Source organism: Lactobacillus sp. JM1 (assembly GCF_009834385.1).
Classification (GTDB): Bacteria; Bacillota; Bacilli; order Lactobacillales; family Lactobacillaceae; genus Lactobacillus; species Lactobacillus paragasseri.
In genome coordinates, this window is sequence record NZ_CP044412.1 from 1 (window position 1) to 25410 (window position 25410).

Below are 25410 nucleotides of genomic sequence, written 5' to 3' on the forward strand. Positions count from 1 at the left end.
TTGTTTGATTTAGATAAATTTTGGCAATTTTTCAATGCTGAGATGAAAAAAAGCTACAGCACTGTTGCCTATAACGCTTGGTTTAAAAATACTAAACCTATTTCCTTTAACAAAAAGACAAAAGAAATGATAATTGCTGTTGAATCTCCAGTTGCAAAAGGGTATTGGGAAAAGAACTTGGCTTCTCAACTAATTCAAGAGGCGTATGCTTATGCAGACATGGAAATTCAGCCAAAATTCGAAGTAGCAGGTAAAGAAGGACCCGAACGTCTAGTTACGCCAAAGCCAAGAATTAAAACTAATCAAGAAATATTAGAGGATCGCCGTGACGAATTTGCTCAAGATCTTCAATTAAATAGTAAGTACACTTTTGATACCTTTGTTCAAGGTGAAGGAAATAAGCTGGCAGCTGGAGCTGCTTTAGCAGTTGCCGATAATCCAGGAAGTTTTTATAATCCTTTATTTATCTTTGGTGGTGTCGGTTTAGGTAAGACGCACTTAATGCAAGCTATCGGTCATCAGATGCTAGCTGAAAAGCCCCATGCAAAAGTGGTCTACATTCAAAGTGAAACTTTTGTAAATGACTTTATTAATTCGATAAAAAACAAAACTCAAGCTGAATTTCGCAATAAATATCGAAATTGTGATCTCCTATTAGTAGATGATATTCAATTCTTCTCTAAAAAAGAGGGGATTCAAGAGGAATTTTTCCATACTTTTGAAACTCTTTATAATGATCAAAAACAGATTGTTATGACTAGTGATCGGTTGCCAACTGAAATTCCTGAATTATCAGAGCGACTGGTTTCTCGATTTGCCTGGGGCTTACAAGTTGAGATTACGCCTCCTGATTTAGAAACTAGAATTGCAATCCTACGTAAAAAAGCTGAAACAGATGGCTTGGCGATCGATGACAGTACTCTTGACTACATTGCTTCGCAAGTTGATACCAATATTCGAGAACTCGAAGGTGCTTTAGTTAAAGTTCAAGCACATGCAACAATTGAGCGGGAAGATATTAATGTTGATTTAGCAAAAGAAGCTTTAGCAGACCTAAAACTTGTCCAAAAGAATAGAGGACTTCAAATTTCAAAAATCCAAGAAGTCGTCGCAAATTACTTCCAAACTTCAACTACAGAACTAAAAGGAAAAAAAAGGGTAAAACAAATCGTAGTTCCACGTCAAATAGCAATGTATCTATCGCGTGAATTAACCGATTCTAGCTTGCCTAAAATCGGACAGGAATTTGGTGGTAAAGACCATACCACAGTTATGCATGCCTGCGATAAAATTTCTCGTGCCTTAAAAACCGATGCCGAAATTAAAGCAGCTGTATATGATTTAAAAGCAATGCTTGAACACTAAAAGTTAATAACATGTGGATAAGTTTTTACTTTGTCCACATTTATTGAACACACAAAAGTCCGTTTTATTCAGGTATTTGCCTACTTTCCCACAGATTCCACTGGCCCTACTACTACTTCTAAGTATTTAAATATATAATTAAATAAATAAGACAAAGTACATATAACTTCACAGGAGGTAAACGATGCAGTTTACAATTAATCGTAATTTATTCCTCGAAAATTTAAATAATGTAATGCGTGCAATTTCTTCACGTGCAACTATTCCCATTTTAAGTGGTATAAAACTTAACCTTACTGACGAAATGCTAACTTTAACAGGTAGCGATACTGATATTTCAATCGAAATTCAGATTCCTGTAAATGATGACTTAATTGTCCAATCTACAGGTTCAATTGTTTTACCTGCACGTTTCTTTAGTGAGATCGTTAAAAAATTGCCTGGTAAAGATTTTTCATTTGAAGTAAAGGAAAGCTTCCAAACAAAAATCGTTTCTGAAAATACCGAATTTATGATCAATGGATTAGATGCCAATAACTATCCTCATTTACCTGAAATTTCTACTGATGCATCATTTAAGATTTCAGGTAAAACCTTTAGAGAAATTATTAACGAAACTGTTTTTGCTGTTGCTACTCAAGAAAGTCGACCTACTTTAACGGGTGTTAACTTCATTTTTAATAATTCTTCAATTAAGGCAGTTGCTACTGACAGTCATCGCTTATCTCAACGTCAAATTTCTTTAGAAAATGGGCCACAAACTAGTACTGATTTGATCATTCCAGGAAAAAGCTTAGTAGAATTAGCGAGAATTATTGGTGAAAGCGATCCTGAAATTAAAGTAAATCCAGGTGAAAACCAAGTTCTATTTGAAGTTGGAAATATTGCCTTTTATTCCCGCTTACTTGATGGTCAATATCCAGATACTGATCGCTTAATTCCAACTGAATCTACTACTTCTGTTGAATTTGAATTGCCAGTTTTAGCTAGATCTTTAGAACGTGCCAGTCTTCTTACTCATGAAAGTCGAAACAATGTAGTAAAAATGACTCTTGATGTTCAAAATCAATTAGTTAAGCTTCAAGGTGATTCTCCAGAAATAGGTAATGTGGAAGAAGAAATTGGATTTAAGAACCTTGAAGGTGAAGGCTTGACAATTTCATTTAACCCTGACTATTTAAGAGAAGCTTTACGCGCATCAATTACTGATTCCATTATTATGAACTTTACGCAGCCACTGAGACCATTTACAGTTGTGCCTGCAAAGCAAGATGTCAACTTTACTCAATTGATTACACCAGTGAGAACATTTTAAATTACTGAAAAAGAGCTACGGAAGTAGCTCTTTTTTTCTTGTTGTACTTAAAAGCTAAATTTAGCCTGGTTAAACGAATTTTTCTCTAGTTAAGTATAGTCATATTAAATTAGAATAAAATGACTTAAAAAAGGCTACAATACGTCATAAAATTGAATTTCACATAAAAAAACGGTATAATAACAAGGTATGACAAGGTAAATGGGGTGATATTATCCAAAAATTCACAATTAAGGGAGAATATATTACGCTTGCTCAATTTTTAAAAGAAGAGAGCGTGATATCTTCTGGTGGTCAAGCTAAATGGTATCTAAAAGAAAATCCTGTTAAGTTAAATGGCGAGCTTGAAGATCGTCGCGGAAAGAAAATACATGCAGGGGATGTATTGAACTTAGCTGGAGAAGAGTATGAATTTGTTTCAGAGTAGCCAATGTATCTTGCAAACTTTGAATTGAAAGACTTTAGAAATTTTAAAGAATTAAAAACAAATTTTGATCCTCATGTAAATATTTTCATTGGTCCAAATGCCCAAGGAAAAACTAATTTACTTGAGGCAATTTATTTTTTAGCCCTTACTCGATCCCATCGCACTAATAGCGATAAAGAATTAATTCGTTTTGGCAGCAAATTTGCCGGTTTACAAGGTAGGGTTCATAAAAGCCAACTTCAAGTAGAGCTTAAACTACGTTTAACGGCTAATGGAAAAAAGGCCTGGGTAAATCGCTTGGAGCAAAAGAGGCTTTCTGCCTATGTGGGGCAAATGAATGCAATCTTGTTTTCTCCAGAAGATTTAGCTCTAGTTAAGGGAGCACCATCTGTTAGACGGAGATTTATGGATTTAGAATTTGGGCAGATTAATTCAGAATATCTATATTTTTCAAGTCAGTATCGTCAGGTACTGCAGCAGAGAAACAATTATTTAAAGCAATTAAGCATCAAAAAAGCAAATGATCAAGTTTTTTTAGATGTTTTATCCGATCAGCTGGCAGGAATTGCAGCAGAGATAATATCGCGAAGAATAAAATACATTAAAAAACTCAATTCCTACGCTCAAGCTGCTCATAGTGAGATTAGTGGTCAAGCTGAAAAATTGCAGATTTTTTACCGTCCATCAGTTAAGGAAATTATTCCAGAGGATGATGTAGAGACCATTTATCAAAAAGTTATTACTAGTTATAAGAAAAATCGTTCTAATGAAATTCGAAAGGGTACTACTCTCAGTGGCCCTCATCGAGATAACTTGGAGTTTTTAATTAATGATAAAAATGCCCATGATTTTGCATCTCAGGGACAGCAGCGAACGATTTCTTTAAGCGTTAAGTTAGCTGAGATTCAATTAGTGCATGAATTGACGCAAGAATATCCGATTCTGCTGTTAGATGATGTGATGAGTGAGTTAGATCATCGAAGACAGAGTCGTTTATTAAACTATATTCATGGTAAAACGCAAACATTTATAACAACGACAGATTTAGAAGGTATTTCTTGGGAAATTGTGAGGGAACCTAAGGTTTATCACATTTCTGCTGGAACGATCAGTGCAAAGGAGAGTTAAATGGCAGAAGATAAGAGCAAAGCAGCATTAAATAAAGCTAAAGACTTTGAAAAACGTGCTGATACTTACAATGCAAGTCAAATTCAAGTTTTAGGTGGACTTGAAGCAGTTAGAAAACGCCCAGGTATGTACATTGGCTCAACTAGTAGCCAGGGTTTACACCACCTTGTTTGGGAAATTATCGATAATAGTATTGATGAACGATTAGCAGGTTTTGCTACTAAAATTGAAATTACTGTCAATGAAGATGGTAGTGTAACCGTTCAAGACGATGGACGTGGTATTCCTGTTGACATTCAAGCTAAAACCGGTCGTCCAGCTTTAGAAACTGTATTTACTGTTTTGCATGCTGGTGGTAAATTCGGCGGTGGCGGATACAAAGTATCTGGTGGTCTTCACGGTGTTGGTGCTTCTGTAGTAAATGCTCTTTCAACTAAGCTTGATGTTACAGTTATGAGAGATGGTAAGAAATATGCGATTTCCTTTGATCATGGCCGTGTAGTAGGAGAAATGAAGCAGATTGGAACAGTTCCTCTTGAAGAACATGGAACAATTGTGCATTTTTATCCTGATCCAGATATTTTTACTGAAACTACAACTTTTGACGATAAAATTTTAAAGAACAGAATTCGTGAACTTGCTTTCTTAAACAAAGGCTTAAAGTTAACCTTTACTGATAAGCGTAAAGAAAGCGCTGAAACCGATGTTTACCACTTTGAGGGTGGTATCAAGGAATATGTTACCTTTTTAAATAAGGGACAAGAAGTCTTATTTGATGAACCAATTTACGTTGAAGGTAATTACGAAGGAATTGATGTTGAAGTTGCCTTGCAATATACCAATGGTTATAAGACAACTTTAATGACTTTTGCTAACAACATTCACACCTATGAAGGCGGAATGCATGAAGCTGGATTTAAGACAGCTTTAACTCGTGTAGTTAATGATTATGCTCATAAGGCTAAGATCCTGAAAGACAAGGACGATAACCTATCTGGTGAGGATATTCGTGAAGGAATCACAGCTGTTGTTTCTGTTAAGCACCCTAACCCTCAATTCGAAGGTCAGACGAAGACAAAACTAGGAAATTCAGATGCAAGAACTGCAGTGGATCGAGCATTTTCAGAAACATTTAGTCGCTTCTTAATGGAAAATCCTTCTGTCGGTCGTAAGATTGTTGAAAAAGGTCAACTTGCTGAAAGAGCAAGAACTGCTGCCAAACGTGCTCGTGAAGTTACACGTAAGAAATCTGGTCTTGAAATTGCGAACTTGCCAGGAAAATTAGCCGACAATACTAGTAATGATCCAAGTATTTCTGAATTATTCATTGTCGAGGGTAACTCAGCTGGTGGATCAGCAAAACAGGGACGTTCACGTTTAACTCAAGCGATTTTGCCAATTAGAGGTAAAATTTTGAACGTTGAAAAAGCTTCAATGGATCGAATTCTTGCCAATCAAGAAATTAGATCGCTCTTTACAGCTTTAGGTACTGGATTTGGTGCTGATTTTGACGTGTCAAAGGCAAGATATCACAAGTTAATTATTATGACGGATGCCGATGTTGACGGTGCCCACATTAGAACTCTTCTTTTGACTCTCTTCTACAATTACATGCGTCCAATGATTGAAAAAGGCTATGTTTATATCGCTCGTCCACCTCTATACCAAGTTCGTCAAGGTAAGATAGAGAAGTATTTAGATACAGATGAAGAGTTACATGATTATCTAGGTACGCTTCAGCCAAGTCCTAAGCCTGTTGTTCAACGTTATAAGGGATTGGGAGAAATGGATCCAGAACAGTTATGGGAAACGACTATGAACCCAGAAAATCGTCGTTTAGACAGAGTAAGTCCAGAATACGCTGAAGACGCTGATAAGATCTTTGATCTTTTGATGGGGAATGAAGTAGGTCCAAGACGAGAATTTATTGAAAAGAACGCTAAATACGTTGAGAATTTAGATGCTTAGGAGGCTTTAGATGGCTAACGAAAATCAACCTCAAGATCACAGAATACGTAATGTTGATTTGACCCATACGATGCGTAGCTCTTTCTTAGATTATGCTATGTCAGTTATTGTGGCACGTGCCTTACCTGACGTTCGGGATGGTCTAAAGCCTGTACAACGTCGTATTCTTTACGGAATGCATGAATTAGGGGTTACACCAGACAAACAGTACAAAAAGAGTGCCAGAATTGTTGGAGAAGTTATGGGTAAGTTTCACCCACATGGTGACTCCTCAATTTATTTAGCTATGGCTCACATGGCTCAAGACTTTTCATATCGTTATATGCTAGTTGATGGACACGGAAACTTCGGTTCTGTCGATGGGGATGAACCAGCCGCAATGCGTTATACCGAGGCAAAAATGAGTAAAATTGCGGTTGAAATGCTTCGTGATATCAATAAAGAAACGATTGACTGGCAACGTAACTATGATGATACGGAAAATGAACCGGTAGTTTTACCTGCCAGAATTCCTAATTTACTTGTAAACGGTGCTAGTGGTATTGCAGTTGGTATGACAACTAATATTCCGCCACATAATTTGGCGGAAGTAATTAGTGGGATTCATATGTTGATGGATAATCCTGATGTTACTACCAAAGACTTGATGAAGGTTATTCCTGGTCCTGATTTTCCAACTGGTGGTATTGTAATGGGCCGTGGCGGTATCTACCGCGCTTATGAAACAGGTAAGGGTAATATCGTCGTTCGTGCTAAGACCAATATTGAAACAGAGAAGAGTGGCCGTGAACGAATCGTAGTTAGTGAATTACCATACTTAGTAAATAAGGCTGAACTAGTTAAGAAAATTGCAGATTTAGCTCGTGAAAAAACAATTGATGGTATTACCGGAGTTCGTGATGAATCAGACCAGACTGGTATGAGAATTACGATTGATATTCGCCGAGATGCAAGTGCGAGTGTGGTTTTGAATAACTTATTTAAAGAAACCCAATTGCAGGCAAACTTCGGAATGAATATGGTTGCAATTGTAAACGGCGCTCCACACTTCTTAACTTTGAAGCAAATGCTTGAATACTATCTTCACCATCAAGAAGATGTTATTACTCGCAGAACTAAGTTTGAATTAAAGAAGGCTGAAGCTAGAGCACATATTTTAGCTGGATTGAGAATTGCACTAGATCACATTGATGAAATCATTAGGATTATTCGTGGCTCCCAAAACAGCGATATTGCTAAGGCACAGTTGATTCAAAACTTTGGATTAGATGATCGTCAATCTCAAGCTATTTTAGATATGCGTCTGGTTCGTTTAACAGGTTTAGAGCGAGACAAGATTGAAGCTGAATATCAAGATTTACAAGCAAAAATTGCAGATTACAAAGATATTCTTGCTAAGCCAGAACGAATCGATGAAATTATCTACAATGAGTTGCTTGATATTCAAAAGCGTTTTGGTGATGATAGACGGACTAAGATTGCAGAAGGCGAAGCAGTTTCAATTGAAGATGAAGATTTAATTGAACAAAAAGATGTACTTTTAACCCTTACCCATAATGGCTACATTAAGCGGATGCCAGCTGATGAATTCAAGGTACAAAACCGTGGTGGACGCGGAATAAAGGGAATGGGAGTTCAAGATGATGACTTTATCAATCACTTGATTTTCTCAAGTACCCATGACTTTTTGCTATTCTTTACTAACTTAGGTAAGGTTTACTCAAAGAAAGCTTATGAAATTCCAGAATTTGGTAGGAACGCCAAAGGACTGCCAATTGTTAACTTGCTAGAACTTGATAAGGGTGAAAAGATTCAAGCGGTTATTAACGTTCCTGAAGGTGCAGATGATAACTACCTCTTCTTTGTTACTAAGATGGGAACAGTCAAGAGAACAAAAGTTAGTGAATTTCAAAATATCCGTCGTAGTGGCTTGATTGCCTTAACCCTTCGCGATGGAGATGAACTGAATAATGTTTTAACTACTGACGGTAAACAAAATATCCTTATTGGAACCCATTTAGGCTATGCAGTTACCTTTAATGAAAATGATGTTCGTTCAATGGGAAGAACCGCAGCAGGTGTACGCGGAATTAATCTAAGAGACAACGATTATGTAGTTGGATCTGATATTTTAGAACCTAATTCAGAAGTGTTAGTAATTTCTGAAAAAGGTTACGGAAAACGGACTGCAGCTTCTGAATATCCAGTTAAAGGACGTGGTGGTAAAGGAATTAAGACTGCTAACATTACTGAAAAGAATGGTCCTTTAGCAGGTGTAACAGTAGTTAATGGTGATGAAGATATCATGTTAATTACTAGTGCTGGCGTTATGATTCGTTTCGACGTTAATGATGTTTCTCAAACTGGTCGAGCTACTTTAGGTGTACGTTTAATCAAGGTTGATGATGGTGCTCAAGTTGCAAGTATTACTGCAGTACCAAAGGCTAATGATGAAGACGAAAAATCAACTGATGAAGAAGAGCCAGTAGAAGAAAATTAATAAATAAAAAAATTACCAAATTTTTGCGTAATAATAATTGAGTAATGTAACTCAGGATCGCGTGAAAAATATTTGGTAATTTTTTTGTTTCTGTGATAAAATCAAACATTGTGAGTAATATTATTCATTACTCCTTGTTCTTGATTTTAACAAGAACCATTTAGTCCAAGAGGAGGTGCAATTATTATGGCAAAAACTAAGTACGAAGTTACTTACATCATCAAGCCTGATATTGACGAAGATTCAAAGAAAGCATTGATCGATCGCTTCGATAAAGTTGTTACTGACAACGGTGCTGAAGAACTTGAATCTAAAGATTGGGGTAAGAGACGTTTCGCATACGAAATTGAAAAATACCGTGAAGGTACTTATCACATTATGACTTTCGTTGCAGAAAACTCTGAACCAGTTGATGAATTTGGTCGTCTTTCTCGTATTGATAACCAAGTTTTACGTTCAATGACTGTAAAATTAGATAAATAATTTGTTTTCGTGAATTAGGAAGGGGACAAAAGTATGATTAATAATGTTGTACTTGTTGGCCGTTTAACACGTGATCCTGATTTACGTACAACCGGGAGTGGAATCTCAGTTGCTACGTTTACTCTAGCTGTTGACCGTCAATACACCAATAGTCAAGGTGAACGTGGTGCTGATTTCGTCAGCTGTGTAATTTGGCGTAAAGCCGCAGAGAATTTTGCTAACTTTACTTCAAAGGGTTCACTAGTTGGTATTCAAGGTCGGATTCAAACTAGAACGTATGATGATAAAGATGGTAAGAGAGTCTACGTGACTGAAGTCATCGTTGATAATTTCTCTTTATTAGAATCACGTCGTGACCGTGAGAATCGTCAGACTAATGGTGGTAATTTTGCTCCGCAAGGAGGAAATGCTCCAAGTACCAATAACTTTGGTGGATCAAGTGCACCAAGCACTAATAATGCTCCTGCTGGTGGAGAAAGCAATAAACCGCAGGATCCATTTGCAGATTCAGGTAGCACTATTGATATTTCGGATGATGATCTCCCATTTTAAATTTAATTAGAAAGGATCTTTGATATGGCTCAACAAAGAAGAGGTGGCCGTCGTCGTCGTAAGGTTGACTTCATTGCAGCTAACCACATTGACTACATCGACTACAAGGATGTTGATTTGTTGAAACGTTTTATCTCTGAAAGAGGTAAGATCTTACCACGTCGTGTCACTGGCACTAGCGCAAAGAATCAACGTAAGTTGACTGTTGCTATTAAGAGAGCTCGTGTTATGGGCTTATTGCCATTTGTCGCAGAAGACTAATAAAACAGATCAAAAATAATAAAAGAGTAGCATATGCTACTCTTTTTATTTTATTTTTTGCGGTATCATAAAAGAAGTAAATGGAGGGATTGTCATGATTATTAAGCAAAAACTAGCCGGAAATATTGATTTTGACTATAAATGGTACGATATCTATAACTGTGATGATCATGATATAAGATTATTAAAGGATGACTTTGATTTAACTTCAGAAATTATTTCTTATATCACCGACCTTCACGAACGTCCCCACTTTGATCATGACTACATTACTAATAGTGATTTGTTAGTTTATGATGTGCCAGTTTGGCCAACAGCAGATGCAGACCATTTCACTACTTTACCAATTAAATTTTTGATGGTTGGGCATACTCTTTTTACAGTTCACTCTCCTGACACAACTTATATGATTGAAGAATTTAGGCAGAAGCCAGATGAACATATTCATAGTGAAAAAGAACTGATTTTTGCAATTTTATTCGCAGTTACTAAGTATTTTCAAAGAGCCTTGAGTCAGCTGAACAGTCAAAGACTAGTGTTAGATAATCACTTGAGTGAAAGAATTCATAATAAAGACCTGCAAGAGCTATCACAAGTTGAAAAAAGTTTGGTTTATTTGTCTAGCTCAATTAGGACTAATCTAATGATGCTTGAAAGCTTAAAAAATAAAAAATCAGGTCTTCATATGAATGCATCTGAAGAAGAAATGTGTGATGACATTATCATTGAAGTTCAGCAGTCCTCGCAAATGATCAAGGTTTATAGCGAAGTTACTGAAGAAATATCTAAAACGTCTAATAACATTTTGAATAATAACTTGAACAACACGATGCAGTTTTTGACTGTCTGGTCACTTCTTTTAACAATTCCAACGATCGTAACAGGATTTTTTGGGATGAATGTGGACTTACCTATTTTTCATAATCCATTTGATTGGGTAATAATTACTGTTGGTTCAGTTATCGTAATGGCAATTTTACTTTGGTATTTGCGTCGACACAACATGCTATAATGCTTGCTTAGCTTAGATGATGAGCAAGCATTTTTTGATGTATAATATAAAATGATGTAGTATATATTTTTTATGATATTAATGCTATAACAGGAAGGAATTTCAATGAAAGGCTTTTTACGCAAATTAGAATTGCCTGAATTTGTTAAAGATACGCGTTTAACAGCATCATTGATTATTGTCCTAGTTTTATCCTTATTGGGAGCTATTATTGGGATGTTAATTAGTCCGTTGTTTGGATTAGCAATGGTGCTACTGTTTATCTTGACGGTTATTTTTGCAGTCTATGGCATTTATGTTCTAGCTGGTAATACAAACAACTATGCTGCTAATCTTTCATATCGTATCAAGCGTGGTGAACAAGAGGCAATGATCAAAATGCCACTTGGAATTATGCTTTATGATAAGGACCGACAGATTCAATGGATTAATCCATATCTACAGATGTATCTGCATGACAAAGATATTATTGGCTCTTCGATCTCTTCAGTTGATAAAGAGTTAGCTAAATATATTGATGATGCTATTAAGTCTAATAGTAAGCAAAATAAAATTATTAAATGGGGCGATCGCAAGTTTGAGATGGTGGTCCAGGATGATCTGGGTGTGGTTTACTTACTTGATATTACGCGTTACGCAAATATTGAAGAGAAGTATAAACAAGAAAGATTGGCAATTGGCTTAATATTTATTGATAACTATGACGAGTTAAGCCAAGCAATGGGCGATCAAAACTTAACAAATATGAGTTCATATGTTCAAACTACTCTGAGCAAGTATGCTGGTCAATTTAACTCATATCTTAAGCGTATAGATGAAGATCACTTTATTTTGTTAACGCATATGCATGATTTAGCCAAAATGGAAGATAATAAGTTTTCTGTTTTGGACAAGGTTAGAACTGAATCAAGTAGAAAGAATATGCCGCTGACCCTATCAATTGGGATTGCGTTTGGATCTGAAAGTTTAAATGAGATTGCCGACCAAGCACAATCTAATCTAGATCTAGCCTTAGGACGTGGAGGCGACCAAGTTGTTGTAAAACAATCAGGCCATGAAGCCCGCTTTTACGGTGGAAAATCTAATCCAATGGAAAAACGTACGCGAGTAAGAGCTCGAATGGTTTCTCAAGCTTTGGTAGAATTATTTAAAGGCGTTGATCACGTCTTTGTTCAAGGACATCGAAATCCAGACTTAGATGCTATCGGTTCAGCGATTGGAATTGTTAAGATTGCTAGAATTCATGGCGTGAAAGCTAGCGTCGTACTAGATGTTGACCACGTTAATTATGATGTAGGACGGTTAATTGCTAAAATGCAAGCTGCTGGAATTGATAAGGATGTATTTATTTCACCTAAAGATGCTCTTGAAGCAGCAACGGATGAGTCGCTTTTAGTTTTAACAGATCACTCTAAGTATAGTATTACTTATGATCCAGAACTTTATAAGCGCTTGAAGAATCGTTTAATCATTATTGACCATCACCGTCGAGGGGAAGAATTCCCAGAAAACCCAATGCTCGTATATATTGAACCGTATGCATCTTCGACGTGTGAATTAGTAACAGAAATGATTGAATATCAACCGCAAGGCGGCGAAGGAGTCTTAACTGATTTAGAAGCTTCAGCAATGCTAGCTGGTATTACAGTTGACTCTAAAGAATTCTCCTTGAGAACTGGGACTAGAACTTTTGATGCTGCAAGCTATTTGCGATCAATTGGAGCAGATACTCAAGTCGTATCTGAGCTTTTGAAGGAAAATATTGATAATTACTTGCAAAGAAGTCATTTAGTTTCTACTATTGACATGATTGAACCAAATATGGCTCTCTTAATGGGAGAAGATAATAAGATCTATGATCCAATTATTACTGCCCAAGCTGCAGATACGGCTTTATCTCTTGAGCATGTAGATGCTAGTTTTGCATTAACTAGACGTAGTAAAGATGTAATTGGAATTTCGGCCCGCTCAATGGGAAATGTTAACGTTCAAGTAATTATGGAGAAATTAGGTGGCGGTGGTCACTTATCTAATGCAGCAACTCAAATTAAGGGCGTAACAGTTGAAGAAGCTAAAGATAAGTTGCTCGCTGCAATCAATGAATATCTTAAGGAAAATGAATAGGAGTGAAATTCATGAAGGTTATTTTTATTAAAGACATGAAGGGTAAAGGTAAGCGCGGAGAAGTTAAGAACGTACCAGATGGTTATGCTCAAAACTTCTTGATTAAGAATGGTTATGCAAAAGAAGCTACTAGCTCCAACTTAAATACCTTAAAGCGGGTTCAAAAAGCGGAAAAAGATGCTTATGAAGCAGAAAAAGCAGCAGCTGAAGACATTAAGCAGAAGCTTGAAGATGACAAGACAATTGTGAACTTCAAGTCAAAGGCCGGTACTGATTCTCGTTTATTTGGTTCTATTTCAGGTAAAAAGATCGTTGAAGGTCTTGAAAAGCAATACGGTATTAAGGTTGATAAGCGTAAATTAGAGCTCCCAGAGCCAATTAAATCTTTAGGATACACAAACGTACCTGTTAAACTATTTAAAGGCGTAGAAGCTGTAATTCGCGTTCACATTACGGAGCAAGACTAATAATGGATAATGTTGTTTCTCAACAAATTCCCCATGATAGTGAAGCAGAAAAGGCGGTCCTAGGGGCCGTCTTTTTAGATCCAGAAGCCATTATTGATGCTTCAGATATATTGCAACCTGATGATTTCTATGAGCATGCAAATAGAATTGTCTTTCAGGCAATGCTTAATATTTCTGATCGTGAGGAAGTAATTGACCCAGTAACTCTGCAAGATGAGTTAAAGAAAAATAATCAGGTAGATGATATTGGTGGGATTGCATATGTAACGGAGTTGTCAATGGCAACGCCAACGGCAGCCCATGTTACTTATTACGCTAAGATTGTAAAACGTAAGGCAATTCTCAGAAATTTAATTTCTACTAGTCAAAGAATTATTCAAAATGCCATTGAGGGTTCAGATGATGTAACCGATATCTTAGATGACGCTGAAAGCCAAATAATGGGTGTCTCACAGGATAATGCTAGTGGCGGGTTTAAGTCTATCCATGATGTCTTAAACACAACCATGGAGGAAATTAACTCTATTCCTGATGATGGAAATACAGTTACGGGTTTGCCATCAGGATTTTCTGAATTAGATAAGATGACGACTGGTTTTCACGATGATGAGTTGATTATCTTGGCTGCTCGTCCTGGTGTTGGTAAGACTGCCTTTGCTTTGAATGTAGCGCAATTTGTTGGTTTAAAAACTGATAAAACTGTTGCTATGTTTTCACTAGAAATGGGAGCTGAGCAACTAGTTCAAAGAATGCTGGCTTCAGAAGGATTGATTGATTCACAGCACCTTAGAACTGGTCAATTAACTGATGAAGAATGGCGTAAATTAGTTGTTGCGGCAGGCTCTTTAGACAATACGAGTATCTATATAGATGACACGCCTGGAATTAAAATGAGCGAGATTCGCGCTAAAGCACGTAGGTTAGCTAAAGAAAAGGGAAACTTAGGATTAATTGTAATCGACTACTTGCAGTTAATTGAAGGACCCCGTAGTGAATCACGTCAGCAAGAAGTTTCTGCAATTTCACGGCAATTAAAGAAATTAGCCAAAGAGCTACATATTCCAGTTATCGCTCTATCGCAGCTCTCTCGTTCGGTTGAACAACGTCAAGATAAGCGACCAGTCTTATCTGACATTCGTGAATCTGGTTCCATTGAACAGGATGCCGATATTGTTGCCTTTCTTTATCGTGATGATTATTATCGCGATGAACGGGATGAAGATGATGAAGGTGAAGTTGAGGCGGAAGAAGATAATGGTGAAGTAGAAGTAATTATTGAAAAGAACCGTTCTGGTACGCGCGGAACAGTTAAACTGATGTTCTCAAAACCATATAACCGTTTTTCAAATCTTGACTATACTCATAATGAAGCTTAAAAAAATAATTTGTAAGCGCTTCATTAATTAGCTATACTATAAGAGTTAAAAGTCTATCTTTTTAAAAAACTAATTAAATGAGAAGGTGTAAGTTGAATGGTAGAAAATAAATATGTAGGTAGTATTGAAGCTGGTGGAACAAAGTTTATCTTGGCAGTTCAAGATACAGAGAGTGGCGAAGTTGTCGCAAAGAAGAGAATTCCGACAACTGATGCAAAAGAAACTTTAGCAAAGAGCATTGAGTTCTTTAAAGAACATCCAGTATCTGCTTTGGGAATCGGAACTTTTGGCCCAATTGATATCAATCCAAATTCAAGAACATTTGGTTACATCTTAGATACGCCTAAGCGTGGCTGGTCTGGAACAAATGTTAAAGGTACTTTTGAAAAAGAATTGGACATTCCAGTTGTAATGACTACTGATGTTAATGCATCTTGTTACGGTGAATATATTGCGCGTGGTCGAGATAATTCTAAGACTTACTTTTATGTAACAATTGGAACGGGAATTGGTGCTGGTGCAGTTCAAGCTGGGAAGTTTATTGGCCTAAATAATCACCCAGAAATGGGACATATGTTAGTAACTCCTTATCCAGGTGATAATTACACCGGAAAATGTCCATTCCACGGTAATAAGTGTGTCGAAGGAATGGCAGCTGGACCTTCACTAGAAGGCAGAACCGGTATTCCTGGTGAAAAATTACCTCGAGACCATAAAGTATTTACTTACGTGTCTTACTATGTAGCACAATTATTGTTTAATGCTTATATGACTATGCGTCCTGATGTAATGGTTGTTGGTGGATCAGTTTTAAATGATCAAGATTTGGTACAAGTGCGTGGTTTCTTTAAAGAATTCAACAATAACTATGTTGCAACTCCAGACGTGGATGAATTAATTGTTCGTCCAGCTGTTGCAGATAATGGTTCTGCAACTTTAGGTGATTTTGAATTAGCTAAAGAAGCTTTAAAGAATAAATAAGTAATTTATATTAATGTTTATACTAAAAAAGCAACTTCAGTTTTGAAGTTGCTTTTTGTTTCACATGAAACATATGATTAACTACCATCGTAAGAGTCATCAACAATTGGACCTTTGCTTGAGTCATTGCCTAGTGGTTCTAAGTGTTCATTATGGCTAAGAAAAGGAAGATTGATGTACTGACGAGCGGTTGCCGTAATGTCAGAGATAATCTCATTAGCAATTAAACGTGCGTCAGGATCAAGAGCAAGATAGGCATGGCTAAATTGAATTGCACCACGAATTTTATTAGTTGTTAGTTGACTAGCTTCAGTAATTTTTTGTGACTCTAAAGCAGTAAAGAAGGCTAACCAGAAAGCTTCACGTTTTTCACGTGGAATCTTGGTATTCCAAGAGATAAAAGTACTTCTAATAATTCTGCTTGCATTGCTTAAACCTGGCGCCATTACAAAACTATTTCGTGCTACTTCCCAATGTAAAGGATTATGTTGCTTCATTAAATGTTTCATTCTACTTTTAACTACGATAACGCGTTCTGGATGGTCAAGCATCATTCCAAAAATTGATCCTTCAGGAACATAAGTCATCATTTTTGGAATTACGCGTTGAAATTCAATCTGGTTATACATTTCTTTCATGAAACCAGGACCATCGAAGCTATAAGCCTTAATTACTCTGTCTTGAAGGCTAGGAGAAGCTGCATAAAGTGCATAAGCGGCAAAATTTCCACCTTTTGAATGGCCTACTGTGTAGATTTTCTTATCAGGATAGGCTTGGGCCATTTTATCTAGATAATCTGCTGCTACGCTTTGACCAAAGATTTCTGGTTGATAACTCATATCGACGTCTTCATTTAGACCTACCATCGAACCATCAGTTCCGCGGTAAGCCACTAGAATAGTTTCTGAATCTAGCTCAATTGTCATTGCAGTGAACTGGACGGGTGGCTTTTTCTGAGAAAGGTGTGACCAATCGAGAAAATGCATATTTTTGTAGCGGTTACTTAAGTTTACTAGTTCTGCCTCTAATTTATCTGAGTGAATTAAGGTTTTCTTTTGTATTAAGCGTTTTGTAGCTGCCTCAAGCGTATGACCTTTAACACTGGGATCAAAAGGAAGATAAGCAAAAGCAGCAAAAAGACCTGCATCTAAACTATTAAATGGTTCCCGATCTAATGTTAGATCACCCCGCCAGCGAACATAATCAAGTATTTTACCCAAGATAAAAGTCCTTTCGTTAACGGATATAGTACTTTCATTTTAATGCTTTTTTGATTAAAGACAAAAGAGGACGCTTAGTGCTAATTAGAAGCAACAAAAAAGAAGAGCTAAGTTGCTCTTCTTAGTGATTAGAATATTAATTGGATAGTTTCAAGAGGAGATAAAGGAGCCTTAATTGAAGCAACATTATCTGTTACCTCAATTTTTACTGCTTCTTTTTCAACACTATTATCGCGTCGTCGAATTAAAGTAGCTGTATTAGAAGGTAGAGGTTTACTTAAATGCCAGTTGATCTCTTGGTAACCATCTAAGTTGAAATTGGCTAGCCAGACAATTTTACCGTTTTCTTGAATGTTTAATTTGACGTGAGGCATATTGATTAAATAGTCAATTGGTTCAACGCTAGCTAAAATTTGTTGCATTAAACCTTGCTTATAAGATGAAAATTGTGATTCCCAACCGTGTTTTGGATCTTGATCCATTGGTAATACAATTATGTGATCATCAATAACAGCCATGAAGTTTCCGAGCTTTTGGTCGATCGAATTATAGGCTGAACTCCAAATTTTAACATTGCTATCTGTTTGATAGTCTAGCTGTAGATAGTTGCCTGTATGTTGCAGCATCGTAATACGAGGGTTCTTAACGCCTTGAACAGTTGTGCCATCAGCTTGTTCAAATGATTGATAGCCACTCTTGCATGGATGCCATTTAGCACTTTGAATATGAAGTAGATTACCTAGCTTTCTGTCTAGTAAAACCTGGATACTTTCACCGTCAAGTAGAACTGTATTTTTAGTGATTAGATTAGTGATTTGTTCATTTGAAAGGTTGCGTAATAATTGACCAGCAATTGCAATAGTTTGATTTTCAATTGCAAGGTCATTTTGAACGGGAAGAATAGTTGTCGCAAAACCGAAACTTGCTAATAAGCTAGCCCAATTCTTTTCATGTGGAAGTAGCTCTTCTGGTTCTTTTCCAAAAGTTGTGTGAGCAGTATAAGCAGAGTCTTGATCTACTAAAACTTTAATACCACGTAATTTTTGCATATTAAGGCGATGGCTAGCTAGGGCAGAGGCAAAAGGCTTAATGTCAGCTAACATTTTGTCATAACCCCAATCTTCATTTACGCCATTGCCCATCATGTCAAAGATATTAAGCATAATGCCTTTGGCTCCGAGGAGTGCTGTGGTAATAATTTGAAATGCGATAAAGGTATTAGATTTTACTTGCGGGGTCCACATTGAATTTTCCAATTCTGGGTAAAGCTCAGCCCGAGGTCCTAAGAAGGCAGCCGTAGTTCGACTATATTCTTCAAATTTACGACCATAAATTAAAGGAGCAACTTCGTTATAGGACGGTAAGTGTGGACGTGCTACGCGAGGATGTCCAGGACCTGCTTGGGCGTCAAATAAACTAGGCCAGTCTCTACCTTCAATAGCATGCCAATCAGGAAACGAAGTCATTTGTCCTAAATCAGTATTAGGGCTCACTTTGTGAACTGCTTGTTCAATTAAGTGTTCGTTTTCGATCATTTCCTTACGTGCTTGATCAAGATAAATTTTTCGTTCAATAGTAGGTTCGCTAGGCTTAAGCATATTTTTAACAAATTCTGCACGGCTTTCTGTTTTACCCAATTTTTCTTGATATAGCTTCATATGGTAGTCACAAAAACACATTAACTTTAATGGAGTATGGTTATAGTGCCGAAAGTCATCTTCCATCCATAAACGACGTGGATGAATCGAAGCATATTGAGCATACCTATCAGCTAAATACTTACGCCAAGTTGGATCTGCTGGACAAGCCATATCTTTAGCTTGATTGCCATTAATATCGACAAAAGTATTAAAGCCAATCTCAGGATTAACGCTAAATCCGCGATCGGAGTGCATAATAGTTGTCCATGGATTTAGACTCGTAGTAACATCAAGCTTAGCTAATTGCTTTTGTAGGGGGATAATCGCATCAAGCCAGACTTGTGTTTCTTCCTTAGTTAGATGACTGTGGTTTAATTCTTCGCCATTAATAATAAAAGCCACGTCATCAATTTTGGCTTTTTGTACAAAATCTAAAAGTTTTCTATCTTTTTCAGGCGTATTAGTACGTGGATCGAAAACATAACGTAAAGTATAAATGTAGCTCATAATAAATCCTCAATATTCTATACAATTAATATTCAAAAAAAGTGTGTAACTTAGTATATTAAGTCACACACATATCTTAGCATATTTTGAAAACGGTTTCTATAATTTTATTTTGCGCCGTGAGTAGAATTAATTCGGCGAATATTTTGGTCTTTTTCAAGAGCTAGAATAATATCATTTTCGTCTTTTCTATTTCTAATTACTCCGTCGACATTAACAACAATATGTTCAGAAGTTACGTCAATAATTTTGATAGAAATTTGTTCAACTTCGTTTAAGGATAGTTCTTTTTTCAATTCATTAAGAATATCTGGATGATTATTAGCTTCAATTTGAACATTGAAACGAACATGAAGAATAATAAAGTTAATGAATGTATCATCGTGAAAAATAATTTGGATAATGAATAAAAAGACTGTGCTGACAATTCCGATGACATACATTCCAGCACCAACTGCCATACCGATTGCAGCAGTTGCCCAAACACCAGCTGCAGTAGTTAAACCAGAAATTTGTTCTCGTCTAACTAGGATTGTACCGGCACCAATAAAGGAAATCCCAGTTACAATTTGAGCCGCAATTCTTGATGGATCAAGCGAAATATCATGTAACGATAATAGGTCAAAGAAACCATATTTAGAAACCAGCATAAATAGAGCAGAGGCGACAGCAACAACCATATGAGTTCTGATACCTGCACTTTTTCTTTGAGTGGCACGTTCATAGCCGATTGCTGTTCCGCAAAGAGCGGCAACTAAAATTCGTAGTAACCAATCTAATTCAGTTGAAAGTGATGTTAAACTTACCATAATTAATCCCTTCTATATAACAGATACGTCTTTATTGTAGCCCAGATTCAGTTGGATAATCATTTAAGTAAAAAGTAAAAAAATATCTTGTACAGAAACAGATAATATGGTTAAATACATAATTGTCATATAAACAGGCTGACTTAGCTCAGTTGGCAGAGCACGTCACTAGTAATGATGAGGTCGAAGGTTCGAATCCTCTAGTCAGCATTAGACGAACAACTTAATAGTTTTCAAGTTTGTTATTGAAGCTTTAAAAAGCTTATGATGACAGGCTTTTTTATTACTTTTGAATATTTGTTAATATTTAAAAAACAGTTATGAATAATTATTTTGACCACAAAAATTGCCACACAAAATTTTCGTGTGGCATCTGTGTGGCAAAGGTTTATAAAGTATTGAAATAAGAGTAGTTAATTATATTCTACATTATCGATTATAAGAGAGACGACCATCTTTAATAATAAAGAATCTGTATATGCAACTTTTAGTTCATTGGATAGTGGAAGAGGAAAAACGCCTCTAGTTTTTTGAGGAATTAAAATGTTTTTCCATATTTCTTTGTCTGCTTTTATTTGTTCTATTTCTTCCTCGTTTATTCGTGTTTTAATAAATTTTTGGATAATTGCTTTAAGCAGTTTTTGAATGATTGTATTAGATTTGGTGATTTCTGGCATGATTTCGATTCCATTTTTAGGCCAAGTGTTAATTATTAATCTATCATGTTTATTGAATTTGCCTTTTAAATCTTGTCTTTTTATTGTAGGTCTTATCTTTGCTTCACCATTAGATGATGATTCTGTAGTTAATCCAGATATTGGAATAGTTGCATGATTTGCATAATTGCGTAGTACATGTAGATTTTCTTCACATTTAGTTTTATCACATGAGTTAATTGGATCATTAAGATTTAAGTCATTTAATTGAATTGCTAAATTTTTACAATTATCTATAAACATACGATTTAGTATTATATAAATAGTTGTTTTTTGAATAGCTAAATCATATCCTTGTTCGCCTAAAATTGGAAGATTTTCTATAATACGGGGTACTGCCTGCAATTCAATATATTGATTTTGTGTCATCTTATATGTTTGAATAATATTTTTTAACGGACTTAATTTATTAATGAACTGAGAATATATTTTAAATTGCTCTTTAGAGATGAATGTTGCAATATTTAAGTTGTAATCTGAAAAATTATATTTGAGTTGATTCATATTTTTACCTGAATGATTTTGTAATATAAATTAATTATAGTAAAAAATATTTTATTAAAAAATGACAGGCTTTATTGCTTGTCATTTTTTTTACTTTCAAAGTATCCATGATTTAAGAATAAATTTCGATATTTTTTTAATATTTTTATTTGATGATCCATGGCAGGGACTAATGTATATGCATTATTTCTATTGTAGAATTCGTTCATTAGTCTAGTATTTGATTCTTTGTAGTCTTTAATAAAATCACTATCATTTTGATTCATAATAATTTCTTCTAACTGCATACGAATAACTAAACTTACATCATGAATAAATTTAAGATCATTAGCACCCTCCAATGCTTCTTCAAAGTTTTTATCGAATAGAAATTTAAATTTATCTTTCCAGAAATTTATTACGTATGATTTATTTTTATAATTTTCATCACTTTTAGCAAAAGAATCAGCAGTTTCTTTATCTCCATTTATAGAAAGAAAATGGGAAATATCAGCTTTCATATTACTCAATTCTTCATTGTTATCATAATATGCTGAAAAAAGAAGATTAATTAATTTACTTTCTACTTCTTCACCTCTAATTCCTTCACCCTTTACATAAGGTACGGGAACTTTAAAAATTTCTGCTAAAGCTTTCCATACTTCTTCATTTGGAACTCTGCTTCCTGCTTCATATCTTGCTATCGTTACTCTTGTAGCTGATATATTTTTATTTTTTAAAAGATCAGATAGATCTTGTTGTGTAAAGTTGTTTTTTTCTCTTAATTCTTTAATTCTGTTGGGCGTCATATTATTACCTCACTAAGATTAATTTTATACGATTGGTACGAAATTGGCAAAAAGTACCAAAATTGGATACAAAGTTGTTGACCTGAAGTGTAGATAGTTGTATATTATATGTATCCAAAAGTGGTACATCAATACATGAATAACCATATTTGGAACGTAAAAAGAAAGAGAGGACATTAACAATGTCTAATAATGTAACCAAACAAGGTGAATTGCTTTCTACCTTCAATGAAAGCAACAGTAAGAGGACTCCAATTCAGTCTGCTTTAACTCGACCATTGGTGGAAGCAATTGGTAAATGTTTCCTACTATTAAGTGGAACGACGGAAGAGGTTCAAGATTCTACTGATGAAACTAAAACTATTCCACGCGCTGTATATGAGGTTCGAGTTATTAGTTCTAATACAAGATTACCAATTGGAACTGTGTTAACGGTGAAAATTAAAGGTAGTGAGAGTGTAATTGCTGATGAAGAGAATAAAAAACTTCTCTTAGGGTTAGAGAAGAATAAGGTAGTAGCATTCGATGATCTTAGCCATTGGAATTTCAATGGTAATGAAGGACTATCAGCTTCAGGTATGCGAGTATTAGAAGTGAGTCCTCAAGAGGCTATGAACTTATAGAATTGAGGTGCTTATATATGAAAACTAAGAAATTAGTCTTAGACACAAAAAAACCGCTAGGAAATCCTAACAGTTTAAAAATGGTAACGATGTCAACCTTAGCATTATCAATTGGCGTTGAATATAAGGTCGCACCGCACTTGTTGAGCAGTGGTAATTATACTGCTCTTGTATATCCACTTTTATTAAATATTATACCTCTAGGGTATCCAGCTTGGAAATGGATTAAATTACATGTTATTGACTATAAAATCTATAAGAGATTGATGAGTATTGTCCATTCTGAGCAACTTATAGATTATGTAGAGAAAAAAGAAACTACCATTTTCAATGAAAAAAAAGTTGAATATGGCGTCAAGATCATCTATGAAGAAACTTCAGAGGGTATTTACATTACTGTGTATCCTAATGGCATTAAGCATAGTGATGCCACTCAGACTCTAAATAATAGGCTAGAAGAAACATTCAACATGAATGTTTTATCGGTAGATCATCAGCTATCTTATACAAGATACTTGTTAAGAGATGTTGATAAGCAACAAATGGGAGTAACTGATAATGCATTCTAATTTTAAGATTCAGCTAGATAAGAATACTAACTTTAGCCTTAAGGGTTCAGGAGGACTTCTCATTGTAGGACGTAGTGGGTCAGGTAAAACTAATACGACTACGTATATTATGCTTAAAGCCGTTTCTCAGTGTGATTGTGGACTTTATATTGTTGATGCAAAAAGAGCTGATATGTACGGTCTACATAATTATCTTAATAGTGGTAAGAAAGTGGTAGCAAGTAATACTAATCAAATAGCACGACTATTACGCGTTTTAAACGAGAATATGAGTGCGAGGTATGAACACTTTAAAGATGGTAAATGGGGACAGGACTTTTCAGAATATGGATATCGACCATATCTATTAGTTATTGATGAAGTATCTGCAATGCTTGCTGAAGCTGGCAAGAATAAAAAAGAGATCATGGGTGAACTACGTCAAATTATTCTCCGTGGGCGTCAAGCGGGTATTTTTACTCTTATTTCGGGTCAAAGGATAGACGCAACTATATTAGATAGAGATATCACATTGCAATTAGGCACGCGGATCGTTATGGGACAAGCAGACTCGGAAACTTATCGCATGGCATATCCCATGGTTAATGATATTAAGGCATTACCATTAGTTCCAAATAAACCGGGGTATGGTCTTATCTATTCTGATGGTCAAAAGATTAGCAATCCTACTCCGTTTGTGTCACCTGATATGTCTAATATTGATGTACCTAAGGTAATTACTAGGTTGGAAAATAATTATGATTCATCCAAGTATAATGATGAGTCTGATTATTGGCAATTATAGTTAATTTAGTTGCCAGCTGACGGGTGACGGAGTCGCCCGAATGGAATGTTCAAGCGTGAGCGGGCTGGCAACACCCACCTAATAATATGGGTGTAACGGAAAGATTATTAATCATGAAAACGATGAATAATATAAAAATCGACCAAATTCGTTTAAATATTCCCTATGATGAGACCAATCAAGTAGAAGATAGTCAAGGTTTACCTAAAGAAGTTATAGTTGCTGATAACCTGTTACATCTAGCATGGTTGTTCAAGTCTAATACAGTGAGTCATGGACATAACGGCTATACTTCTTCATATAATTTTGGATCTGGAGAACAAGGCGGGAATATTTCCGTAATGTGGAATGAAACAAGAAAAGATATGGGAATACTTGTTGACTTTACTGCGACAGGCAAAGCGTTATATGAGAGCCTTGCAGAATTACATGGAATTCCTATTAACTGGAAGAGAATAATTGAAGAACTATATGAGAAAATGGGGCACATATCTAGAATTGATATAGCCACTGACCTTATTAATTACGGATTTTCAGTTAATAGGATTATTCAAAGGTTAAAGAATGAAGAATCATTTTTCTTGAATACTCAAGGAAATAAGATTAATTCTAATCGCTTTAAAATAATTGGAAATTATGAAGAAGCCCAGACTCTATATGTTGGAAGTAGAAAAAGCGATGCCTTTTTGAGAATTTATAATAAAAAAATTGAACAGGATCGAGCTAGTGGACTTTATAGGAATCTAGCTAGAAATTGTAACGATTGGGTAAGAGTAGAAGCAGAATTTAAACATCGTTTAGCCAAAGATTTAGGAAGATATATTGCGACATTAACAATAGACAATATTTATCCTTATTTACTTGGCTGTGTACTAGAACGCTGGTCATTAGTCGATAAGGAAGAGTAATGGTATATGAGAAAATCCAATATTCTAAAGAATGGAAAGTTTTAAAAGAATTGTCGAAAGGGCAAGGACTCGAAGAACTAAAGCAAGTTCAAATTGACGCTTCTCTGAATAGAAAAATTAATTGGTTCTTGTACGGTGGCGCTAGTGGAGTTATTTCGATGATTAAAGAAGTCTATGGTGATAGAGCATTAAAAGAGTTTTATCAATTTTTAGATTATTTTGTTTCTGATCCTGATACATGGGGACATTATTATCATTCGGATAAGATAAATGCAGATACTAAAACTATTGCAGATGCTACACAAAATTTAGATTTCAAAGAATATTTAAAAGGTTTAAGGAAAGAATTAATTGAACAAGATAAGCAGAAAGGCAGAGATTAG

Annotated in this window: 24 protein-coding genes and 1 tRNA gene; 20 read left to right on the forward strand and 5 right to left on the reverse strand. The window is 35.5% G+C overall.

Features of this window, described 5'->3' with window-relative positions; translation table 11 throughout:
• The 14 genes from dnaA to F3I00_RS00070 all read left to right on the forward strand — a co-directional run bounded on the left by dnaA (position 1) and on the right by F3I00_RS00070 (position 15959).
• Positions 1-1365: a chromosomal replication initiator protein DnaA gene (dnaA, locus tag F3I00_RS00005; protein ID WP_020807245.1), complete on the forward strand. Its 1365-nt coding sequence runs from the start codon at positions 1-3 to the stop codon at positions 1363-1365.
• 184 nt (positions 1366-1549) lie between these two features.
• Positions 1550-2680 carry a DNA polymerase III subunit beta gene (gene dnaN, locus F3I00_RS00010; protein ID WP_003656892.1) on the forward strand — a complete coding sequence of 377 codons (1131 nt, stop codon included), beginning with the start codon at positions 1550-1552 and terminating at the stop codon, positions 2678-2680.
• A gap of 211 nt (positions 2681-2891) precedes the next feature.
• Entirely contained in the window at positions 2892-3107 is a 216-nt protein-coding gene (gene yaaA / locus F3I00_RS00015) for a S4 domain-containing protein YaaA (protein WP_035422981.1), read from the forward strand.
• A 3-nt stretch (positions 3108-3110) separates the two neighbouring features.
• Positions 3111-4235, forward strand: coding sequence for a DNA replication/repair protein RecF (gene recF / locus F3I00_RS00020; protein WP_020807246.1), 1125 nt, complete (start codon positions 3111-3113; stop codon positions 4233-4235).
• Complete coding sequence (gene gyrB, locus F3I00_RS00025; protein WP_020807247.1) at positions 4236-6203, forward strand: DNA topoisomerase (ATP-hydrolyzing) subunit B; 1968 nt, start codon at positions 4236-4238, stop codon at positions 6201-6203.
• Between the two features lie 10 nt (positions 6204-6213).
• Positions 6214-8703 (forward strand): DNA gyrase subunit A, encoded by a 2490-nt coding sequence (gyrA, locus tag F3I00_RS00030; RefSeq protein WP_020807248.1) that lies wholly within the window; start codon positions 6214-6216, stop codon positions 8701-8703.
• A gap of 186 nt (positions 8704-8889) precedes the next feature.
• Positions 8890-9186: a 30S ribosomal protein S6 gene (gene rpsF, locus F3I00_RS00035; RefSeq protein WP_003648136.1), complete on the forward strand. Its 297-nt coding sequence runs from the start codon at positions 8890-8892 to the stop codon at positions 9184-9186.
• Positions 9187-9219: 33 nt separating this feature from the next.
• The gene (ssb, locus tag F3I00_RS00040) at positions 9220-9738 is read left to right on the forward strand and encodes a single-stranded DNA-binding protein (RefSeq protein ID WP_003648134.1); all 519 of its coding nucleotides are present in this window, start codon (positions 9220-9222) and stop codon (positions 9736-9738) included.
• A gap of 24 nt (positions 9739-9762) precedes the next feature.
• Positions 9763-9999 (forward strand): 30S ribosomal protein S18, encoded by a 237-nt coding sequence (gene rpsR, locus F3I00_RS00045; RefSeq protein WP_003649728.1) that lies wholly within the window; start codon positions 9763-9765, stop codon positions 9997-9999.
• Positions 10000-10093: 94 nt separating this feature from the next.
• Complete coding sequence (locus F3I00_RS00050) at positions 10094-11011, forward strand: magnesium transporter CorA family protein (RefSeq protein ID WP_020807249.1); 918 nt, start codon at positions 10094-10096, stop codon at positions 11009-11011.
• Between the two features lie 105 nt (positions 11012-11116).
• Positions 11117-13135 (forward strand): DHH family phosphoesterase, encoded by a 2019-nt coding sequence (locus tag F3I00_RS00055; RefSeq protein WP_159310950.1) that lies wholly within the window; start codon positions 11117-11119, stop codon positions 13133-13135.
• A gap of 11 nt (positions 13136-13146) precedes the next feature.
• Entirely contained in the window at positions 13147-13602 is a 456-nt protein-coding gene (rplI, locus tag F3I00_RS00060) for a 50S ribosomal protein L9 (protein WP_003649726.1), read from the forward strand.
• Positions 13603-13604: 2 nt separating this feature from the next.
• Positions 13605-14978: a replicative DNA helicase gene (gene dnaB, locus F3I00_RS00065; RefSeq protein WP_003649725.1), complete on the forward strand. Its 1374-nt coding sequence runs from the start codon at positions 13605-13607 to the stop codon at positions 14976-14978.
• 96 nt (positions 14979-15074) lie between these two features.
• The gene (locus F3I00_RS00070) at positions 15075-15959 is read left to right on the forward strand and encodes an ROK family protein (protein WP_003649724.1); all 885 of its coding nucleotides are present in this window, start codon (positions 15075-15077) and stop codon (positions 15957-15959) included.
• A 77-nt stretch (positions 15960-16036) separates the two neighbouring features.
• Here the strand turns inward: F3I00_RS00070 and F3I00_RS00075 are convergent, their stop codons facing one another.
• From F3I00_RS00075 to F3I00_RS00085, 3 genes are all read right to left on the reverse strand, one after another.
• On the reverse strand, positions 16037-17179 hold the full coding sequence (locus F3I00_RS00075) for an Mbeg1-like protein (RefSeq protein WP_020807251.1): 1143 nt from the start codon (positions 17177-17179) through the stop codon (positions 16037-16039).
• A gap of 128 nt (positions 17180-17307) precedes the next feature.
• The gene (locus tag F3I00_RS00080) at positions 17308-19326 is read right to left on the reverse strand and encodes a hypothetical protein (protein ID WP_159310951.1); all 2019 of its coding nucleotides are present in this window, start codon (positions 19324-19326) and stop codon (positions 17308-17310) included.
• A 107-nt stretch (positions 19327-19433) separates the two neighbouring features.
• A complete protein-coding gene (locus F3I00_RS00085) occupies positions 19434-20135 on the reverse strand; it encodes an MgtC/SapB family protein (RefSeq protein WP_003656878.1) in 702 nt (233 codons plus the stop codon).
• A 137-nt stretch (positions 20136-20272) separates the two neighbouring features.
• Here F3I00_RS00085 and F3I00_RS00090 point away from each other — a divergent pair.
• Positions 20273-20345 (forward strand) — tRNA-Thr (locus F3I00_RS00090).
• 203 nt (positions 20346-20548) lie between these two features.
• Here F3I00_RS00090 and F3I00_RS00095 read toward each other — a convergent pair.
• Together F3I00_RS00095 and F3I00_RS00100 are read right to left on the reverse strand one after the other, a co-directional pair.
• A complete protein-coding gene (locus F3I00_RS00095; RefSeq protein ID WP_065169559.1) occupies positions 20549-21355 on the reverse strand; it encodes a hypothetical protein in 807 nt (268 codons plus the stop codon).
• Between the two features lie 71 nt (positions 21356-21426).
• Complete coding sequence (locus tag F3I00_RS00100) at positions 21427-22143, reverse strand: helix-turn-helix transcriptional regulator (RefSeq protein ID WP_060462320.1); 717 nt, start codon at positions 22141-22143, stop codon at positions 21427-21429.
• Between the two features lie 182 nt (positions 22144-22325).
• On the opposite strand from F3I00_RS00100, the gene F3I00_RS00105 reads away from it, so the two are divergent.
• The 5 genes from F3I00_RS00105 (at position 22326) to F3I00_RS00125 (ending at position 25410) form a co-directional block, all read left to right on the forward strand.
• Positions 22326-22766: a hypothetical protein gene (locus F3I00_RS00105; RefSeq protein WP_056940629.1), complete on the forward strand. Its 441-nt coding sequence runs from the start codon at positions 22326-22328 to the stop codon at positions 22764-22766.
• A gap of 80 nt (positions 22767-22846) precedes the next feature.
• Positions 22847-23335 carry a cell division protein FtsK gene (locus tag F3I00_RS00110; RefSeq protein ID WP_236547644.1) on the forward strand — a complete coding sequence of 163 codons (489 nt, stop codon included), beginning with the start codon at positions 22847-22849 and terminating at the stop codon, positions 23333-23335.
• Positions 23325-24119, forward strand: coding sequence for an FtsK/SpoIIIE domain-containing protein (locus F3I00_RS00115; RefSeq protein WP_003624855.1), 795 nt, complete (start codon positions 23325-23327; stop codon positions 24117-24119). Before F3I00_RS00110 ends, F3I00_RS00115 begins: the two co-directional genes overlap by 11 nt.
• A gap of 86 nt (positions 24120-24205) precedes the next feature.
• Positions 24206-25027, forward strand: coding sequence for a replication initiation factor domain-containing protein (locus F3I00_RS00120; RefSeq protein WP_003624854.1), 822 nt, complete (start codon positions 24206-24208; stop codon positions 25025-25027).
• On the forward strand, positions 25027-25410 hold the full coding sequence (locus tag F3I00_RS00125) for a hypothetical protein (protein ID WP_056940687.1): 384 nt from the start codon (positions 25027-25029) through the stop codon (positions 25408-25410). The genes F3I00_RS00120 and F3I00_RS00125 overlap by 1 nt, the downstream gene beginning before the upstream one ends.

Bases quoted from the DNA above. Each gene is read 5' to 3' on its own strand.
- dnaN (WP_003656892.1), top strand. From the start codon at position 1,550: ATGCAGTTTACAATTAATCGTAATTTATTCCTCGAAAATTTAAATAAT.
- recF (WP_020807246.1), top strand. From the start codon at position 3,111: ATGTATCTTGCAAACTTTGAATTGAAAGACTTTAGAAATTTTAAAGAA.
- gyrB (WP_020807247.1), top strand. From the start codon at position 4,236: ATGGCAGAAGATAAGAGCAAAGCAGCATTAAATAAAGCTAAAGACTTT.
- gyrA (WP_020807248.1), top strand. From the start codon at position 6,214: ATGGCTAACGAAAATCAACCTCAAGATCACAGAATACGTAATGTTGAT.
- rpsF (WP_003648136.1), top strand. From the start codon at position 8,890: ATGGCAAAAACTAAGTACGAAGTTACTTACATCATCAAGCCTGATATT.
- ssb (WP_003648134.1), top strand. From the start codon at position 9,220: ATGATTAATAATGTTGTACTTGTTGGCCGTTTAACACGTGATCCTGAT.
- rpsR (WP_003649728.1), top strand. From the start codon at position 9,763: ATGGCTCAACAAAGAAGAGGTGGCCGTCGTCGTCGTAAGGTTGACTTC.
- F3I00_RS00050 (WP_020807249.1), top strand. From the start codon at position 10,094: ATGATTATTAAGCAAAAACTAGCCGGAAATATTGATTTTGACTATAAA.
- F3I00_RS00055 (WP_159310950.1), top strand. From the start codon at position 11,117: ATGAAAGGCTTTTTACGCAAATTAGAATTGCCTGAATTTGTTAAAGAT.
- rplI (WP_003649726.1), top strand. From the start codon at position 13,147: ATGAAGGTTATTTTTATTAAAGACATGAAGGGTAAAGGTAAGCGCGGA.
- dnaB (WP_003649725.1), top strand. From the start codon at position 13,605: ATGGATAATGTTGTTTCTCAACAAATTCCCCATGATAGTGAAGCAGAA.
- F3I00_RS00070 (WP_003649724.1), top strand. From the start codon at position 15,075: ATGGTAGAAAATAAATATGTAGGTAGTATTGAAGCTGGTGGAACAAAG.
- F3I00_RS00080 (WP_159310951.1), bottom strand. From the start codon at position 19,326: ATGAGCTACATTTATACTTTACGTTATGTTTTCGATCCACGTACTAAT.
- F3I00_RS00085 (WP_003656878.1), bottom strand. From the start codon at position 20,135: ATGGTAAGTTTAACATCACTTTCAACTGAATTAGATTGGTTACTACGA.
- F3I00_RS00095 (WP_065169559.1), bottom strand. From the start codon at position 21,355: ATGAATCAACTCAAATATAATTTTTCAGATTACAACTTAAATATTGCA.
- F3I00_RS00100 (WP_060462320.1), bottom strand. From the start codon at position 22,143: ATGACGCCCAACAGAATTAAAGAATTAAGAGAAAAAAACAACTTTACA.
- F3I00_RS00105 (WP_056940629.1), top strand. From the start codon at position 22,326: ATGTCTAATAATGTAACCAAACAAGGTGAATTGCTTTCTACCTTCAAT.
- F3I00_RS00110 (WP_236547644.1), top strand. From the start codon at position 22,847: ATGGTAACGATGTCAACCTTAGCATTATCAATTGGCGTTGAATATAAG.
- F3I00_RS00115 (WP_003624855.1), top strand. From the start codon at position 23,325: ATGCATTCTAATTTTAAGATTCAGCTAGATAAGAATACTAACTTTAGC.
- F3I00_RS00120 (WP_003624854.1), top strand. From the start codon at position 24,206: ATGGGTGTAACGGAAAGATTATTAATCATGAAAACGATGAATAATATA.
- F3I00_RS00125 (WP_056940687.1), top strand. From the start codon at position 25,027: ATGGTATATGAGAAAATCCAATATTCTAAAGAATGGAAAGTTTTAAAA.